Below are 17540 nucleotides of genomic sequence, written 5' to 3'. Positions count from 1 at the left end.
GTTATAAATATCCATTCCTACATCCTACGTACTAAATTAACTTGACAACTATTAATCCTCCCATCCACAAAGTGTTCTCCCTTTTTCCTTTGCGCCTTTTAATGTGATTTTAATTACGGATGCTTTACAGTTAGAAAGCCCTCGGCATGTTTTAGAGAAATGGCACTTTTTGCTGTACTGACCTTCACAGATATATACGTTTGATTTTACGACATTATAGGATGTGGCAGAGACTAATAATATACTAAATGAGAGTCCGAAAAGGAACTTATGAGCAATTTTCATACTATTTAATTTGGGTTCATATGTGCGTGAAAAAACACAGGTAAATGATCAGATATTTTGCGAGCGGCTTCTAAATTATTACAGGTTTCAATATAATCGATTACGCCTGAATTTACTACTGAAAATCCGCTTGAAACATACATATTATCAATAGCATGACTTAAATACCCCTTTGATTTGCAGCTGCGTTTTAGGGTTGTTTTTTTATTTTTTAATGCGGCTTTAAAGCCTTGTTGGTATAAATCATTCCAAACGGGATGATTTTCGTTTAAATTGAAGTCGCCAGCAATAATAATGTTATTTGAGTTTAGTCGGTTTGGATAGTCTTTAAAGTATTGTATTTCCAATTCAGGACTGTCGTCATGCTTTCTGGAGTGGAAATTAACAACGTAAAACGCCGTATTTTCTTTTTTCAATTTAAACTTACCAATATAAGGTTCTCTATAAATTTTAGTTTCTAACTCACTATCCAAATACGCTCTTCCTATAATATCTATCTTACTGGTTTTCCATAGGAAGGCATAGCGCTCACTCATGTAAACCGAAGGGCTTTTGGTAGGATTACTAATCCGATAATCCCATTTTGCACCTTTTCTATTCAATTCATCAGTTAACTTGGCAACTTTTTGTGCACCAGCTGGATGTTTGGCTACTACTTCTTGAATGGCTACCATATCAAAGTCTTTTAAAACATCAGCCATAAAAGCTATTTCTTCGTTGCTTTTCGATTGTCCGAGGTCTTGGATGTTCCAGGAGACTAATTTGAAATTCGTATTATTTAAAATCTTGTCCCTTTTGCTTTGAGCAAAGTTTGGTTTAAAGGCGCATAATAAGAATAAAACAACCGCTATGAACTGAAGACGATATGTAAAAATAGTGTTTTTATGCTTTTTAAAAGTAGGTAACATTTTCGAAATAATTTTTTGAGGATGCTCTCATTAACGCTTTCTACTCCTATCCGTATTACAACTACGGCATCTGGAAAGATAGGTTAATGAAAATTCATAAACACCATTGGTATTACCAATTTTTGAGGTGTTTAGGTCATAGGAGAATCCAAATCTAAATTCGGAAAGCTCTAATCCAAGAAAGACATTGACAGAGGTTAACATATGGCTATTATCATCATTTTTTGCTGGATTTGTAGCAGCAGTAATTCCTAAAAGAAGTTGCCTCACTTGAAATAAGGAACCAATATCTAATCTGTTATATTCACTTTGCTGCATATAGTTAACCGTCATCATAACACTATTATCCCTTAAAAAAGGGAAACGATAATTACCGTGAATAGAGTAAAATATACTTAAAGGAACTTTTTCGCCTTCTACAAATGATATATTTGGTCTGTTTAAATGTTTTACAGAAGCACCAAACCAATAGGTTGTTCCGTTAAATTCTTCTTTTTCAAAAACCACACCTGTTGAAAAATCCATAAAATAAGGATTGCTGCTATTATTTCTTAAAGGATCTACAGAAACTGGGTTAATATACCCAGTGTTAATATTAATTTGATCCGCCAAAGTTAGATTTCTAAAACTATTGCTTTTGTTACCAACGCCAACTTCTAATCCTGGCCTGAAAAACCAACCACCATTTAAGTTAACACGTTGTGCATAATTTATATTTATCTGATAATAACTATAATTATTGAAGGACTCGTATTGCCAAACAGCATTAACACCAAGGCCAAAACCTAGCCTTGGACCATAATCGAAGGACTGATTAACAAAAGCATATTGGGTTGTTAGTTTTAAATCTAAATTTGGCCATTGTAAGCGACTTAAAAAACCAGCATACGTTCTACCGTTATCTTCAAATCCAGTAAATCCAGGATTTAAAGTTTCTTGTACATAATTAGCTTGTGAAAAAATGGGGTCTTGCGCCTTAGCTGAACAAACAGAAAAGATGCTAACTATATAGAGTATTAGTTTAAATTTCATTCTAGCTTTTATTTAATAAATACAAACGGACCTTTCTTTTCAATCACATCGTCATAAAAAGTACGCGCTCTAAAGGTGTAATAATAGTTTCCGTTTTCGGCTTCTTCATTTTTAATCTTACCGTCCCATCCTTCTAAATCGTCACCTGATTCCGAATAAATAAGACTTCCCCATGTATCATAAACATTGAGCTCTAAATTTTTAAGTCCTATATGCTCTGGACCAAAAAAATCATTAAGTCCATCATCATTCGGTGTAAAAGCATCAGGCATGATAAGGTTATAGCCTTTTTCAACAATCAATGTTATTATTTGTGTGTAGGTGCAACCAAATGGATATGTAACAGTTTGAGTAACCACATAATTCCCAACTTGTAAATAGGTATGGATTGGATTTTCTTCAGCTGAAAAATTTCCATCACCAAAATCCCATAAAATACTCACAAAATCGCCTGTAGCTGTATTGGTGAATTGAATAGGATCTTGAATGGCAAAAACCCCATAGTTACTATAACCAAAAGACGTTGTTTCAAAACCAGGATTACCTAAAACGGGAATATCTACATTCACATTAAAACTGGTACTACAACCCTGACTATCTATCACTTCTAAAACAACAAGCCCATTAATATCCGTGGTCATAATTTCATTATTTAAACCACTAACCGTTCCGCTTGACCAATTAAACTGAAATGGCGGTACGCCTCCACTTGCTAAAGCTACAAACGTTTGATCTACGGTTTGTGCTTCACAATCAACCTCTGACTGAACATCTACCTCCAACATTAATGGTTCAAATCGACTAACATCCCAACTCCCTTCTATTTGACAACCATTAGCATCTGTAACCGTGACATAATAAGTACTCGGTGGGATATTATTTAAATCTTCCGTAACAGCACCGTTAGACCATGCTGTATTAAAAGGAGGTGTTCCTCCTGCAATTAGTAAATTAATGGCACCACTATTCGTATCATCACAATCAAGCGCATTTGTAATATTAGCAGATAATTGTAATGGCAAAATATTAAATATGGTAAAGGAGTCCTGAATAACACATGGTGTTCCATCCGTTATAGTAACCGAGTACATTCCTGGCGCTAAATTATTTCTTTCAACTCCAGCGGTACTGTCATCATCCCAAACTACGGTAACAGGATCTATACCTCCTTGAAAATTGAGAATGATGCTTGCGTCATTTTCTCCAGAACACGACATTTGAGTCACTACAGGATCTATTAAAAATATTGGCGCCTCTTCTATTTCAATAGGAAAAGTTTTGATACAGTTTATTGCATCTGTAATGGTAATCGTATAAATTCCAGCTGATAAATTGGTTTGCGACATTCCTGTTCCAAAATTACTCCATGCAATATCGTAAGGCGGAATACCACCCGAAATATTGTTTATGGTAATCGATGCATCATTATCTCCATAGCATTCAATCTCTGTTGTTGTAACATCTATAGTAATTTCAACATTTTGAGTTATAATAAAATCTAATGAATCAAAGCAGCCTGAATTATCTGTAACCACAACCGTGTAATTTCCTGCTATTAAAGCATCAATATTTTGGAGGTTACTAACAAACCCATTAGGTCCTGTCCAAGTAAAAGTATAACCAGGTCTGCCACCAACAACATCTATATTTATAGCTCCAGTTGAATCGCCAAAACAAAGCACATTTGTTTGCGTGTTTGGAGAAACCACTAATAAAGGTGGTTCAATAACTGAAAAGGATTCTGTTATAGGACCACAATTATTGCTATCTGTAATGGAAACCTCATAATTTCCTGGCCCCAAATCGGTAACGTCTTCGTCTGCTGAAAAAGGTTGACCATTCAATGTCCAATTATATGTGTAAGGCTCTGTACCTCCCATGATATTAATATCGATACTACCATCATTAGCGCCAAAGCAGGATATTGTTTCAGGATCAAAATTTATGGAATCAAAAACTAAATCGTCTGGCTCGGTAATCACAAATATTTCAGAATAAGGACAACCACCATCGTCTAAAATATCCAACGTATAAGTTCCTATTTCAAGATTAAAAATATCTTCATCGGTACTACTAAACCCATTAGGTCCATTCCAAGTTATCACATATGGATTACCACTTGGAAATGGAACACCTCCTGTTATTGTTATTTCTATGGAGGCATCATTGGATTCAAAACAAGTATTATTATTAGGTGTTGCCGTAACTGATATAGATGGATTAACCGTAATGACAACCTCAAACGTATTTCCGATACAATCACCTGATTGCGGTGTAACAGTATATGTTACAGTTGCAGGGTTAACAGTCGTGTTTTCTAAAGTCTGCGAGATTATTGTAGTCGGTGTTAACTCTTCAATGGCACCATTAATAGCTCCTGCGGGATTTACTATAGGTGTAGGCCAAGTATAAGTGGTATTTGCAGGCACAATGTCTCCATTTGTAGTATCTGGAATAATTGAGAATGCATTATCACTGCAAATTAATGCCTCATAATCACTAATTTCTGGTACTTGATTAATAGTAATTTGAACAATTTGTGTTGTTAATTCGCCACAACCTCCTGCGGAAGAAGTGATGACACAGTAATAATAAAACGTCCCAACTGTTGTATTAGGTATTACTAGTGTACTTGCATTAGCACCAATCGGATTTGGTGTATCTGTGTCATTTGTATCATTGGAGTACCACTGATAATCTGGAGCACCAACCGTATTGTTAATAATAACCTCTAGATTAGCTATCGTATCACCTAAACAATATTCGGCAGCTAATGGTTGTGAATCAATAGATGGCCCAACATTAACCGTAATAGTTACTGTATTACTAGTCCCATTACAATCCAAAGTATTGGGTTGACTAACTTCACAATAATAATTGTACACGCCTGCTGGCAATGTACTATCGTGATTAAAAGTACTCACATCAGCATCCGCATCATTAACTTCTGAAACGGGAGAGCCATTTAAAAACCATTGAAAAGTATAATCATCATTGTTTATAGTGCCATCCCCTGTTAAATCAATACCTCCAGTTGCTTGCGCAATTAATAAGTCCGCAGTCACATTGGTACAAATATTTTGATCCGTGGGTGTAATGACAACTTCTGGGTCTTCAACAACTTCAATGCTGAAAATTTGACTAGAAACATCTGAACATCCTAAATTCTCATCAACATCAATCGTTACGTAATAGTAGTAAATCCCTGCTGTATTTAAAACGCCAGGTGAAAACGTAGTACTATTTGTTCCAACAGCAGTATCTGTAGCATCAATAACAGCATCATCAGAAAGAAACCAATTATAAATAACCGTTCCTGCACCACCATTATTACCTGTAAAACTTAAATCCGCAGCAGTTGCGCCTGAACAAATAACTTGATTTAAAGGTGTTTCGTTACTAATAATGATATTAGGTGTAACATTTATAGCAACTGGAATTGAAGATATTTCACTACAACTTCCCGTTCCGCCTAAACTAACAACACAAAAATAATAAAGTGTTCCTAGTGTATCTGTAGGTGGTTGATAATCTGCTTGCGTCCCTTCAGGACTAGCAACGGCTGTAGTATTTGGGTCTGTTGGATCATCTATACCTGAATCGTTATAATACCATTGATAAGTTGGTGTTCCCGTTGTATTGCTAGACAATGTAAAGGTTAATACATTAGCAACGGCATCAATACAATATGTTCCGCCATTAGGCTGTGTAGTAATTGAAGGGCCAGCATTTACTGTTATCGTAAATTGCACTGGATCTCCTGGACAATTACTCACTAAATAGGGTGTTACCGTATAAATTACAGTTCCTACTGTACCGCTATTTAAAGTCAAAATATGTGCTGGAATCGTATCGGAATTACCAGACGGAATGACACCTGAAACATTTCCCGAAGGAGAGGTTCCTACCCATTCATAGGTTGTACTGGAATCATCAGAAGCAAGAATAATATCATCGGTAGTTGATCCAGAACACAGCGTTTGGTCTAAAACAGTGTTTGTAATAGTAGGAACAGGAGAAATTACAAATTCTTCGGTATCTGTTATTGTTCCACAAGCAGTAGATACTTCAAGACTTAAAACATACGTATTAAATGTATAAAAACTAATCTCTGGAGATTCTGAATTTTGATTGGTACCATTCGTAAATTCCCAGTCCGTGGGTGACGTTCCCACGTTAATACTCCAATTATAGGTTCCGCTATCTGGACTGCAACTGTTTACATTAGCTATTGGTGACACAACAGCTGAAGAATCACAAAAATCAGTGATCGCATTGATTTCGACTTGTGGAGGTGCAGTTATAATTATTTCTTGAGGTACACTGGAAGTCATTCCGCAAGAATTAGTTCCTTGAAGAATAATCTCATAGGTTCCTGCATTCGTAAATTCAATTTCAGGATTTTCAGAATTAGCAGTGGTTCCATTAATAAAATTAGCACCATTGGATGTCCCACAAAAACCTGCTGTATAATTAATTATCCACTCAAAAGTTGGCGTTCCACATTGATTTAATGTACTTGTCGTGTTATTGAAAATAGTAGTGAATGGTGCACAACCTTCAGTATTATTTGATGTAAATTCAGGAATTAATGGTGCTTCCACGCATATCTGTTGGGTAATAGGATCCGTTTCTCCACAATAATTTTCCGCATAAAGAGAAATGGTATATGTTCCAGGAGTAGAATAAGAATGAACAGGTTCAAAATCCGTATAAGTTGTTCCATCTCCCATGTCCCAAAACCAATCAGCTACACTACTGCAATTTGGGTTATATCCTGTACTGGATGTATTATTAATTTGAATATTTACATCAACACATGCTGGATCTGTAGTATTAAAACTCACTTCCGGTTTTTCCAAAATCGTTATTGGCCCAGCAGTTAAATTGGATTCTCCGCAAGAAGTAATAATATCTAATAGTATGGTATAATTACTATTTGGACAATTAGACTCTGTATAAGTATGTTCAATTGGATAGTTTGCTGATGCTCCTGGATTAGAACTATTATAAAAGGTAGATGCCTCTAACGTATTTTGAGTTAACGTAAAAGCGGTACCATCTCCAAAATCTATTTCATAGGTCGTGTCAGGAGGATTTGTTCCCCAATTACTAATGGCAAATTGTAATGGGTTAATAGGTGTACATAAATTAACCGTATTTCCAGGTGTTACAATTCCTCCTGTTGGATTACTCGAATTCTTGACTAAATACGTTTTCTGCGCTTGGCAACCATTAGCTCCCGAAGCGGTTATAACCATATTAAAGGATCCAAGTGTTTGATAGGTGTGTGTGAGTGGAAATGACACATTATTTTCTGAATTTCCATCACCCCAATTAATAGAGTATGATGTAATACAACTATTTGAAATCGAACTATTTCCAACATTAATAGTATATTCTATGGCTGCTGCATTACAATTTTCAAAGTCAGGTACTCCAATATTTGCACCAAGATCTACGAAATCAATATCTGGTTTTTCCTTCACTGTAACTATTTCTGATGTCGTGCTAGAAAGTCCATTAGTGTCTGTAACCGTAAGTGTCACATTAAAACTTTGTGTTCCACCACATCCTTCAGCCACAAAAACATGGTTTGGATTTGCTTGTATAGATGTAGCTCCATCTCCAAAATCCCATGCATAAGTAAAAGGACTATCTCCCGTTACTGTAGATACAAAAGAGACATTTTGTCCTGAACAAGCGTTGTTATTGTTGAAAGTAAAACTAACATTTGGATTTACTTTTGATGATTTACTATTTATTTTAAAGGTATTAAAAGCAATTGAAGAACTAATTATCACTAAAAAAACAATGCCAGAATAAATATATTTGTTAAATCTCATATTTCATTATTAATTTATCAAAGCACCTTATCGTCTAAAAAGCGACTTTAATTTAGTTTACAAAAGACAAAAGGTATCTGTTTGATTATTAGCTATAACGAACAAATATATGTTTTGTAAATGTAATACCTTTACGGAATTCCGCAAACAAACTAAAAAAAGGAGAACAATTCATTTCTGAATACGATTCTCCTTTTATAACATTACTAATATGAGATTACAATCTAATCATCATCTCCTGGAGGTGGTGGCGGTGGTGGAGGCGGAATATCGCCTTCATTGCCACAACAATCAGTTGCTTGAGAGCTAGTTTCATCTGCTACACTGGTTGGTGTGCAAGAATAGAATGCCATATTAATGGCAATCATAAACAGTATTACATATAATTTTTTCATTTGATTTTGAATTAAATTTGAACAATAGTATTGCTGTCCAAGTATTTCATTGGAAATTGAATATTCAGCAACACACGCTATACCGCGAGAAGACGTCATTCTCGCTTGAGAAGTATGGAGTCAAAGAAAGATTACATGATTACTTCTCATAGGCACACAACCCATCTTAAGACTCCAATAAAATTGATTTTCGCAAGCCTATGCGATTAGGCATAAATCAATCATGAGGCAAATGAAAGCATACGGATTTGTTTTGGATGGAAATACAATGGAAGTGTATTGGAAACTTTTAGGAAATCCATTTCCAACAAAATTCCAATGAATAATTATGTAACTTTATTCCCTAAAACAACTTTTAAATGCATAAGGAATTAATAATTAATGCCTTCGAAAAAGCTCGAAATGAATTAATTAACCAAGGCCATCAAAACCCTTCTGCGGTCAAAATAGCTGAAGAGCTTTCATATTATATTCAAGAAATTGAAGGATTCTCATTAGGAGAAAGGACATACAGAGATTACTATAATTCTGCTGTAAAGGAAGAAACAAAAGATATTGAGATTAGACAGATAAAAGTAGTTAATGGTTTATGTCAATATTTAGGATTTGACAATTATGTTGATTTCAAGAATGATGAATTTCCAAAAGTAAAATCCAGCCATTCAACTAACAGTAAATCGTTTTTTCAACAAAATAAAATTGTTATTATTTTACTGCTTGCAGTAACGACTACATTTATAATCTACAATTCGGTGACACAGCAAAAATGGATGATATGGGAAACAGATCATTATGTTGAAGTTGATTTTAATGCGAAATTATTAAAAGAAGGTATTCTTAAATTGTATGATCAAGACCGTATTGATAACTTCAGAAAAACAACTCCGGATTGCGCTTATCCATATTTCAAAGAAGATGGCAAAGAAAATTTATGGTATGGAAAGAATCAGGATGGTAAATTAGAGTTTTTCACCTCTATTGGATTACATCCTGGAACAGGGAAAACGTTGAAGAAAATCACACCATATATGATTAAAAAATATATTTGTGAAACTTACTAATTATCCTCCTATTTTAAAACATTGAAAACTACTAATGGTCACTAAAAAAGAAGTCATAAATATCAATTATACCACCACGACCAATTTGAACTAAACCTCGAGATTCTTTTATATAAGTACCCAATGAACGTTCGTTATAAAGCAATTTGAACCTTACAGAATAATTAGTAACAACATATTTATACTTTTTAGGTGTTGTGCTAGCACATAAACGATTTAGGCATTAAAAGAGTCCATTAAAGGGGACAGCGTTTATACTTTTACTAGTGTCATGGCGATTTGTGAAAATTCTTTAAATCTCGGTATCTTATATAACTAAAAACTGACTTCTCAAATAAAGAAAAGTCAGTTTTTAATTTATTTATATAATTAGAAGCTATAACCAATAGCAAGGCCTGCACGTAAAACCCAATTGTCAAATGCCTTATTATCAATATCGCCTTTTCCTTTCACTTCTATTAGCCAAGAGGTACCAACATGTAAATTAATAGCAATTTTATCTACTATTAATATCTTATATCCAACTTCAGGAGAAAAGAAAGAAAAATAAGTATAAGTTCCTTCGAAGTCCAGATTAGAGCCAGGTACTCTTGAAATATCTTTTTTATCAAAATCTAATTTTCCATAAGTAAGGTTAGATCCAAGAAAAAAGCCTTTAGAAGCTGCTTTTTTATTAAAATAGGTTCTTGAGCCTATTTCTGCTCCAAATCCAGAGCCATCTACATCTTTAATCCATGAATTACTAGATTCTAAAGTAGAACCCATGTAATGAATTCTATAGATAATACTTCCTTTTGAGTTGGCATAAAATTTCTTTTGAGATTTGTTTGTATGAACCATTTCATAAGTTAATCCAATATTTGAGGCCGCACTTGTTGAAGCTTCAATATAAAGTGTGTTCGACCTTTCAGAATCTTGACTTTGAGCTACAGCAAAAAATCCAAAAAGCAAGGGAATTGATAAAATAATTTTTCTCATTATTGTTTTCTTTAATTAATTAGCAATATTGCCATGAGTTTACAGATATGTAATTTTAGGTTATTAGGTTAAATAAAGTCAGATAATTCTTCAATTACAGGTATATTGGGGTTTAAGTAATCATTTAAATATATCTTTATTAGACATAAAAACGTATTATTTCATATCATAATACAAAAATATTGTTTCAACTTAGATTTCGATTACGGGTTTCCATAATCGAAATGGAATTTTTAATCGAGACCTACTTTTTATTAAATTGAGGCTATTTAAAAAACGTAACCGTAACTACTGTTTGACTTAAAAAACTAAAAAAAGGGCTTGATTGACCTTTAGAATAGTTAACAATTAACATTCATGGTCTTATTATAAATTTGAACATTCACTATATTATAATAATTTTTGTTTAGTGTGTTACAGATTTTTAATACAGGTGGCTCACCCACCCTAACAATAATAAAGTATATATTATGACTTACCACATACTTGAAGAAACCACGGTATTTGATGATTTTTTTCGAATAAAAAAAGCTAAAATTAAACACGATCTCTTTAGTTCTGGTAGCGTAGAAATAAATAGGTTTTGTTTTGAAAGAGGGGACTCTGTAGCAATTGTAATTTATGAGAAAGATACCGATTCCTTACTTTTTACCAATCAATTTAGATATCCAACCGTTAAAAAAACAGATGGCTGGATCCTTGAACTTACCGCAGGTTCTTTAGAGGCTGATGAAGATCCCGAACAGCGGGTAAAAATAGAAGTGGAAGAAGAAATAGGCTATACCCTAACAAACCTTGTCTTAATCGGGTCTTTTTTTGTGTCACCTGGCGGAAGCTCGGAGCGCGTGTTACTTTATTATACAGAAGTCGCCTCTACGGATAAAGTATTTGAAGGTGGTGGCATGCATAACGAAAAAGAAGATATTCAATTAGTAAAAATCCCTGTTTTAGATACTAGAAATAAACTTAAGAATTTCGAGTTTCAAGATGCCAAAACACTTGTTGGTCTTCAATGGTTTCTATTTAATAAATAATAAGAAGCATTCAATTCTATTTGAAGGAAAGATAATTAACATCTACTTATATCAAAAAAAGCGCACAAAATCTGTGCGCTTAAAAAACTCCCCTGTTTTTATCTCAATAAATAGCAAGACAAACTTAACCTGCATTTATGATACTTCCTTACTGATTTCCGTAATCACACATTTTTTTTATATCAATCCTAAATCTTTAACAATAGCCACTAAATGAATGGCGTTTTTGGCTTTAAATTGAATACGGAGTTTATTAAGTCGTTTTTCTATAGAACTCAAACTGCTAGGTGTCATGCCCTTTTTCTTGTATTGTTTACTGATTTGTTCCTGCGATAATCCCAAAGACAAATCTTTTAACAATAAAATATCATAATCATCGATCTCTAAATCAGATTTTTTACTCAACGCTTGAGACACTGTTTCTGAAACATACACGTGATCTTGAGAAACAGCCTTGATAGCATCGTTTAATTCAATGAGTCCTCGTCTACCTTTGCAGACATAAGCTTTTACAGCATAGTCATTCAACAAACGCTTTACAGTTTGAATCCTATCTTCTATGGAGTAAACTATAATCTTTAAATCAGGAAAATTGGTATGTAATGCTTCAATTAAATCTTCACCAGAGGCATATTCTTGATCACGATGGTCTTTTTTGAAGGATAAATCGGTTATTAATAAATCAAAAGGTTCTTCTTTTAAACTGGCACTTTTAATTCGCAAATATGCATCATCACAGTATTGTACGGATGTGACATTGGTTATTTTTAATGTATCCAGAATGGTTAACATTCCTAAATTAATACTAATTAAATCGTCTGAAACTATTACTTTTTTAAACATCCTAAATTGTAATTAATGCACTGAAGCCTTCGTTAATTTGAGATTTAAAAGTAATAGAACCATTTATGGTATTTATACGGTTTTCCGCATTTTGCAAGCCATTTTGTTTTTTTAGGTTACTTCCTATGCCATTATCGGTATATTGAACTTGCAGTTTCCGACCTTGCTTGTTGAAATCAAACACCACAATAGTTGCCGAACTGTGCTTTTTCATATTGGTCAGCAACTCTTGAATGACCCGATACATAGCTACTTTTTTAGTTTCAGATACACCTTCCCAATTTATTTTTGAAATCCCTTTGATAAGGATATTTGTCTCACAACTTTGATAATTGGATATTAAATCTTTTAAAAGTTCTTGATAATTATTCACCACATCTATATCATGATATTCTCTGGAAATATCTCTCGTTTTTTCATAAACGGCTTCTAAATCATCTAAAACGGAATCCTTGTTTATCTGTTCTTGCTGTAGTTTGTTCATTAGGTGATACACATCATTCGCCACTTCATCGTGTACTTTTTTTGAAATCCGTAATTCTGTATTATAGACTTCTAATTGTTTCTGCTTTTTATGGCGATGGCGGATTATTAAAAACCATATAAAAGCAAAAACACCCAAAAGAATGGCCGTATACCCATAAATCAACTTCAAATTTTTCTCTTTTTCAGCTTGAATTAAATTGGCAGTCGCCATTTTTTCTTGCTGCGTTAAATCGTATTTTTTGGAGGCATATTTTCCTTCAGTAAGAAGGTTAGCTGTTTCTATACTATTACGGATCTGTTTATACAATTGTACTTCTGAATCGTTTTTAAAACCAATTACCAAATCCAATGTTTCCGAAATAATATTAGAGTTATCCGTTTCTTTAGCCAAGGCAAAGGCTTTTCTGGCGTATGTTTCCGCTTTAATCGTATCACCTGTTTCCGAATAATACTTGGATATATCCATATAACTACCAATAACTTCACTGCTAATCTGTAAAGCTTCACGCATGGCAAGCCCTTGTAGTAAGTATTTCAAGGCATCGGGATGATTGAGTTTCCCTTGTACTACACCATAATTATTGAGAATGCGCGCTTTTTCTTTGGGATCTTGAACGTCTGCTAACGAATTATGGAGGTCTTCAAACTCGATAAGTGCCTGATTTAACTTCCCTGATTTTATAAGCGCATAACCAATATTATTTTTAAGTGTCATTTGATGTTGTTGTTTTGTAACTAACTCTAACGCTTTTTGATAATAGGTAATGGCTTTTTCATTCTCCAATAACTGACGATATAATTTACCAAGTTGGTTATAAATTCCTATACGGCTTTCAGTAGTCGTTGAATCTTCTGGCAAATTATCGACTAATTTTAAAGCTTCAATAGCCGTTCCTTCGCTATCATAAAAGAATCCTAGCTTATTTTGAATAATGGCTATTTGTCGTAAATTGTAAATGGCATGCGTATAATTTGAAGCTTTTAGATTTTGATCTTTAAGGTTTGTGAAATAATTGAATGCCACAATTAAGTCATCTTTATGTTTTGGATTATTAACCTTCTCACTAAAATATAAAGTACTATCTATTGCTTTTTTTTGAAATGAATAACACGGCAAAATCATTAGATTTATAAACCCTAAAATAAGAAAGAAGAAAAAACGGAATGACTGTTTACCGGACATGTATAAGGTATTACATCAAAGTGAAATTGGGTTTAAATATAATAATATATTATAGTTTTCGGGTTCTATTTATAGGTTGAAATTATCAAAAAAATCATTCTAAAAATGTGTACATCTTGTCCACGACTTGTAACTAGGTTTGAGAATTAAATTAGAGCTAAATTAATATTTACCCATGGTATATCTGCAAACAATGATACACGAAGTCTGAATGTATCCATTCATTAAGGATAGTAACTTATGGTATTTCTGTTAATTTTATGGTAACCCTAAAGTACAATCAAAGATTTTTTCATATACTGTATATGCTATGAAAACCATTTTTACACTCATCTTATTTATGTCTACAATAAACCAATATGCTCAAAAAACAATTCCAAACGCTATTGAAAATGAAGTTAAAACAGCCTTAAATTATTTTCCTGCGTTACGTCATGTTGGTATTGAAATCAAATTTAAAAAGAATATCAAAAAATCGACCATGTTAGCACAGCCCAAATTGGGGAGCTTTTTTAAACCGAAAGAATATCGCGAATATGTGATTTTAATCAGTGAACGATTTAAAATATCGGATAAAGAATTTTCTACTAAAGATATTCCGTCTGATATTTTAATTGGTTGGATAGGCCACGAATTAGGACATATTTTAGATTATCAGAATCGAAGTAATATAAATTTAATTTGGTTTGGTATAAAATATCTAATTTCTGACAACCATATTATCGAGGCAGAACGTGCTGCCGACACCTTTGCTGTGAACCAAGGCATGGAGTCATACATTTTAAAAACGAAAGATTTTATCCTTAATAATGCCAATATTACACCATCTTACAAGCTTCGTATTGAAAAATATTATTTATCACCAGAAGAGATTATGGAAATCGTAAATAAACGAGACGGGATTATACCAGATAAAGCTACGACTGCGAACTAACAAAGGTTTCCCATTGTTGGAATTTATCTTCATTCATAACACGCTCCATTTTAACCTGTCCCCCTTTTTTCTTGTTGGCAGCATTCCATTCATAAAAAATAGCAGGATCAATTAATGTAACCTTCACACCTTTTAGTGCTTTACTTCTGGCTACTTTATAATTCTTATTCGCAACTTTTAAAAAATCATCTAAAGCTTCAGATACAGCTTCAGCATCTAAATCATCGTCCACACCAAGGTACCAACTATGATAAAATTCGCCATCCTCAAAACGCTTAGCACAAATAGTATATTCTGGGATTTTTGTATTGAATGCTTCTTCAAGCTTTTGCAAAGCATCATCCATTTTATTGACAGATAATTGCGAGCCTACCGTATTTAGGAAAAATTTCGTGCGACCAGTAATTATAATTTCTGCGCGTTTAATATCCGTAAATTCAATCGTATCTCCTATTTCATAACGCCAAGCACCACTAACCGTACTAATAATAAGAACATATTCTTGATTCAATTGAACATCTTGTAAGGTAATAGCAGGTGCCTCTGGAATTAAAGAGCCATCTTGCTTTACATATTCAGGTTTAAAGGGAACAAATTCAAAATAGATGCCATTATCTGTAACCAATTGCATGGCATTTGTTTCGGGTCTGGCTTGAAAAGCCATAAAACCTTCGGAAGCCAAATATGTATCAATCACTGTAATGGGATGTCCTAAAAGCGCCTTAAAACTTTTTTCATAGGGACTAAATGCAACACCTCCAGATGTGTAAACTTGCAAATTGGGCCAAATTTCATGAATGTGATTTAATTGATGATGTTCAATAACTTTTTGCAGCATCAATTCTATCCAAGATGGAATACCGCTAATTGCACCAATATCCCAATTTTTCGCGTTATCAGCAATACGTTGCACACGTTCGTCCCAATTATCAATTTTAGCAATATCGGCTCCTGGTTTATAATAGCTTCGGAACCAATAAGGAATATTACTAGCTGTTATCCCGCTAATTTCACCTTCTAAATGATTACTATTTTCTTGTAAGTCCGTAGAACTACCCAACATCATAATCTCCTTTTCAAAAAAATCAGCCTCTAAATCAAAGTGACTTAATGAAAACACTTGATTAATGCCTGCTTGTTTAATGGCATCAATCATATCGTTTGTTACTGGAATGCGTTTGCTTGTTTTTCCTGTGGTTCCTGAACTCAATGCAAAATATTTTGGATGACCAGGCCATGTCACATTCTCGGCACCTTCTTGTAAATTAGACCACCATTCCTTATGGATCTTATTATAATCGAAATACGGAATTTTTTCAGAAAAAGCCGTTGTTAAATCATCTGATTTAAGAATTTTATCAAAATCATAATACCTTCCAAAGTCGGTGTCTTTCGCTGTATTAAGTAATTCCTTTAATACGTTTTTTTGTGCTTCTACAGGATCTACCTCTGAAGAAAATGTATCCTTTATCTCAATAAATCCTTTAATAATGTTTCCTAGTATTGCCATACGGTAAAGTTACTTTTTTTTAGTTTTTACCTATCCGTGATACCTATTTTTTTTTGACTGGATACAAAAAATAGTTGACTGATAATACATCATTGTCATGGGTATTTTCAGTTAAATAAACAATTTGAAGTTGGTATTTAAATTAAAAGAATTCTAATATCTTTTTTGATAATCTTTTACATATAAATTAAAAGTTTTAGGATTTCAAAAAAGCAAAATGCATTTCGTCGGATTTTTTATATCGTTACTCGGTACTAGTAAACGAGTTATGCCTTTTATAGTTTTACATTTGAATATGACTTTACATAAACACCTGATTATCCATGTTTTACATTTAAAAAGACTCTATTATCTCCAAAATAATTTAATACAAAGAGTAATTAAGCCGTTTACCGAATAAATTTCTCGACTGCATTTCCATGGGTTATTTTTGACCCTCCCTCAGTTTACATAATTAATAATAGCAGCGTTAGGTCATTTCTAATCGATTTTACAATCACCAAGATTTTAGCGACGGCCTTTTGATTATTATATGAAAATTAACCAACATTATGAAAAAAATTACTTTCTACACGTTATTACTAATTGTTATTACTTTTAGTATTCAAGGTTTTTCTAGACCAGTAAGTTCAGATATTTTTTCTACAAATAATGACTACGTATCATTTTTTAATAATCCGATAAACGACTACGTATCGTTACGACCAGGATATTCTGAAAATAGAGTTAGTACCTGTAATGACATTACCGTATTTTTAGATGCGACAGGAAATATTAGTATCACACCCGTTGATATAGATCCCGCTAATATTGGTTCAAATTTCTCATTAGATATTTCTAGTTTTACTTGTTCCGACATAGGAACTCCAGTAACCGTTACGGTTACAGATAGTAATGATAATGATACATGCACAGCTGTTGTTACGGTATTAGACAATTTAAGTCCAACAACTCCAACTTTACCAAACCTAACGGTTGATTGTAACGGAACACTTACCGCACCAACGACAACTGATGCTTGTGCTGGAACCATTACTGGAACTAC

11 protein-coding genes and 1 pseudogene are annotated in these 17540 nt (G+C 33.5%); 4 read left to right on the top strand and 8 right to left on the bottom strand.

Translation table 11 applies throughout. From position 1 onward, the window contains the following. Positions 1 to 290: 290 nt before the first annotated feature. From BM239_RS06190 to BM239_RS15400, 4 genes are all read right to left on the bottom strand, one after another. A complete protein-coding gene (locus BM239_RS06190) occupies positions 291 to 1193 on the bottom strand; it encodes an endonuclease/exonuclease/phosphatase family protein (RefSeq protein WP_092206811.1) in 903 nt (300 codons plus the stop codon). Between the two features lie 30 nt (positions 1194 to 1223). Further along, positions 1224 to 2225 (bottom strand): PorP/SprF family type IX secretion system membrane protein, encoded by a 1002-nt coding sequence (locus tag BM239_RS06185; protein WP_092206810.1) that lies wholly within the window; start codon positions 2223 to 2225, stop codon positions 1224 to 1226. Between the two features lie 8 nt (positions 2226 to 2233). After that, on the bottom strand, positions 2234 to 8071 hold the full coding sequence (locus tag BM239_RS06180) for a PKD domain-containing protein (RefSeq protein WP_092206809.1): 5838 nt from the start codon (positions 8069 to 8071) through the stop codon (positions 2234 to 2236). Positions 8072 to 8295: 224 nt separating this feature from the next. Then, positions 8296 to 8466 carry a hypothetical protein gene (locus BM239_RS15400; RefSeq protein ID WP_177208993.1) on the bottom strand — a complete coding sequence of 57 codons (171 nt, stop codon included), beginning with the start codon at positions 8464 to 8466 and terminating at the stop codon, positions 8296 to 8298. Positions 8467 to 8825: 359 nt separating this feature from the next. Here BM239_RS15400 and BM239_RS06170 point away from each other — a divergent pair, with 359 nt between their 5' ends. Continuing rightward, the gene (locus tag BM239_RS06170; protein WP_092206807.1) at positions 8826 to 9527 is read left to right on the top strand and encodes a hypothetical protein; all 702 of its coding nucleotides are present in this window, start codon (positions 8826 to 8828) and stop codon (positions 9525 to 9527) included. Between the two features lie 369 nt (positions 9528 to 9896). Here BM239_RS06170 and BM239_RS06165 read toward each other — a convergent pair whose 3' ends face one another. Beyond that, a complete protein-coding gene (locus tag BM239_RS06165) occupies positions 9897 to 10505 on the bottom strand; it encodes a hypothetical protein (RefSeq protein WP_092206806.1) in 609 nt (202 codons plus the stop codon). A 470-nt stretch (positions 10506 to 10975) separates the two neighbouring features. Between BM239_RS06165 and BM239_RS06160 the strand changes: the two genes are divergently transcribed. Further along, the gene (locus tag BM239_RS06160; protein WP_092206805.1) at positions 10976 to 11539 is read left to right on the top strand and encodes an NUDIX domain-containing protein; all 564 of its coding nucleotides are present in this window, start codon (positions 10976 to 10978) and stop codon (positions 11537 to 11539) included. 177 nt (positions 11540 to 11716) lie between these two features. Here the strand turns inward: BM239_RS06160 and BM239_RS06155 are convergent, their stop codons facing one another. Both BM239_RS06155 and BM239_RS06150 read right to left on the bottom strand, forming a co-directional pair. Further along, positions 11717 to 12382 carry a DUF5932 domain-containing protein gene (locus tag BM239_RS06155; protein ID WP_092206804.1) on the bottom strand — a complete coding sequence of 222 codons (666 nt, stop codon included), beginning with the start codon at positions 12380 to 12382 and terminating at the stop codon, positions 11717 to 11719. A gap of 1 nt (position 12383) precedes the next feature. After that, positions 12384 to 14051, bottom strand: a complete 1668-nt coding sequence (locus tag BM239_RS06150) for a tetratricopeptide repeat-containing sensor histidine kinase (RefSeq protein ID WP_092206803.1) — start codon at positions 14049 to 14051, stop codon at positions 12384 to 12386. A 310-nt stretch (positions 14052 to 14361) separates the two neighbouring features. Between BM239_RS06150 and BM239_RS06145 the strand changes: the two genes are divergently transcribed. Further along, positions 14362 to 14985 (top strand): hypothetical protein, encoded by a 624-nt coding sequence (locus tag BM239_RS06145; RefSeq protein WP_245758201.1) that lies wholly within the window; start codon positions 14362 to 14364, stop codon positions 14983 to 14985. Here the strand turns inward: BM239_RS06145 and BM239_RS06140 are convergent. Next, a complete protein-coding gene (locus tag BM239_RS06140) occupies positions 14969 to 16495 on the bottom strand; it encodes a GH3 family acyl-acid amido synthetase (RefSeq protein WP_092206802.1) in 1527 nt (508 codons plus the stop codon). The two genes, BM239_RS06145 and BM239_RS06140, sit on opposite strands and share 17 nt — an antisense overlap. 551 nt (positions 16496 to 17046) lie before the next feature. Here BM239_RS06140 and BM239_RS06135 point away from each other — a divergent pair. Further along, positions 17047 to 17540 (top strand): annotated as a pseudogene (locus tag BM239_RS06135) (hypothetical protein); the annotation flags it as partial.

Origin of the sequence: Algorimicrobium echini, assembly GCF_900115185.1 — a bacterium.
GTDB lineage: Bacteria > Bacteroidota > Bacteroidia > Flavobacteriales > Flavobacteriaceae > Algorimicrobium > Algorimicrobium echini.
Note: the sequence above shows the minus strand (reverse complement) of the source record. Positions and strands in the feature narration are given on the sequence as shown.

Excerpts from the sequence above, each read along its gene's own strand:
- BM239_RS06190 (WP_092206811.1), bottom strand. The coding sequence starts at position 1,193 with ATGTTACCTACTTTTAAAAAGCATAAAAACACTATTTTTACATATCGT.
- BM239_RS06185 (WP_092206810.1), bottom strand. The coding sequence starts at position 2,225 with ATGAAATTTAAACTAATACTCTATATAGTTAGCATCTTTTCTGTTTGT.
- BM239_RS06180 (WP_092206809.1), bottom strand. The coding sequence starts at position 8,071 with ATGAGATTTAACAAATATATTTATTCTGGCATTGTTTTTTTAGTGATA.
- BM239_RS15400 (WP_177208993.1), bottom strand. The coding sequence starts at position 8,466 with ATGAAAAAATTATATGTAATACTGTTTATGATTGCCATTAATATGGCA.
- BM239_RS06170 (WP_092206807.1), top strand. The coding sequence starts at position 8,826 with ATGCATAAGGAATTAATAATTAATGCCTTCGAAAAAGCTCGAAATGAA.
- BM239_RS06165 (WP_092206806.1), bottom strand. The coding sequence starts at position 10,505 with ATGAGAAAAATTATTTTATCAATTCCCTTGCTTTTTGGATTTTTTGCT.
- BM239_RS06160 (WP_092206805.1), top strand. The coding sequence starts at position 10,976 with ATGACTTACCACATACTTGAAGAAACCACGGTATTTGATGATTTTTTT.
- BM239_RS06155 (WP_092206804.1), bottom strand. The coding sequence starts at position 12,382 with ATGTTTAAAAAAGTAATAGTTTCAGACGATTTAATTAGTATTAATTTA.
- BM239_RS06150 (WP_092206803.1), bottom strand. The coding sequence starts at position 14,051 with ATGTCCGGTAAACAGTCATTCCGTTTTTTCTTCTTTCTTATTTTAGGG.
- BM239_RS06145 (WP_245758201.1), top strand. The coding sequence starts at position 14,362 with ATGAAAACCATTTTTACACTCATCTTATTTATGTCTACAATAAACCAA.
- BM239_RS06140 (WP_092206802.1), bottom strand. The coding sequence starts at position 16,495 with ATGGCAATACTAGGAAACATTATTAAAGGATTTATTGAGATAAAGGAT.